The organism is Streptosporangium nanhuense (assembly GCF_059358815.1).
This window is the reverse complement of record NZ_JCADBG010000138.1, coordinates 1-576: the sequence shown is the minus strand read 5'-3', so window position 1 is coordinate 576 and position 576 is coordinate 1. Positions and strand designations below refer to the sequence as shown.

Here is a 576-nt window from a genome sequence, read left to right as displayed (position 1 = left end):
CTGCACGAGGCGGGGGAGTTCGATCCGGGGTTCTTCGGGATTTCGCCGCGTGAGGCGTTGGCGATGGATCCGCAGCAGCGGTTGCTGCTGGAGACGTCGTGGGAGGCGATCGAGCGGGCGGGTATGGACCCGGTCTCGCTGAGGGGCAGTTACACGGGTGTGTTCGCGGGGTTGATGTATCACGACTACGCGATGAGTGCTGATCTGCCGCCGGAGGCGATGGGGTTCATCAGTACCGGTACGGCGGGCAGTGTGGCGACCGGCCGCGTTTCGTATGCGCTGGGGTTGGAGGGGCCGGCGGTGACAGTGGACACCGCGTGTTCCTCCTCGCTGGTGGCGACGCATATGGCGGCCCAGGCGCTGCGAAGTGGTGAGTGTGATCTGGCGTTGGCCGGTGGGGTGACGGTGATGGCCACTCCGGGGGCGTTCATCGGCTTCAGCGCGCAGGGTGGGTTGGCCGGTGATGGGCGGTGTAAGTCGTATTCGGATGCGGCTGATGGGGTGAGCTGGTCCGAGGGTGTGGGCATGCTGGTGTTGGAGCGGTTGTCGGACGCTCAGCGCAACGGCCATGAGGTG

1 protein-coding gene is annotated in these 576 nt (G+C 66.3%); it reads left to right on the top strand.

Annotated elements, in window-relative coordinates:
* A partial coding sequence (locus tag AC5L38_RS44370; RefSeq protein WP_495248851.1) for a beta-ketoacyl synthase N-terminal-like domain-containing protein occupies positions 1-576 on the top strand: 576 nt, incomplete at both ends.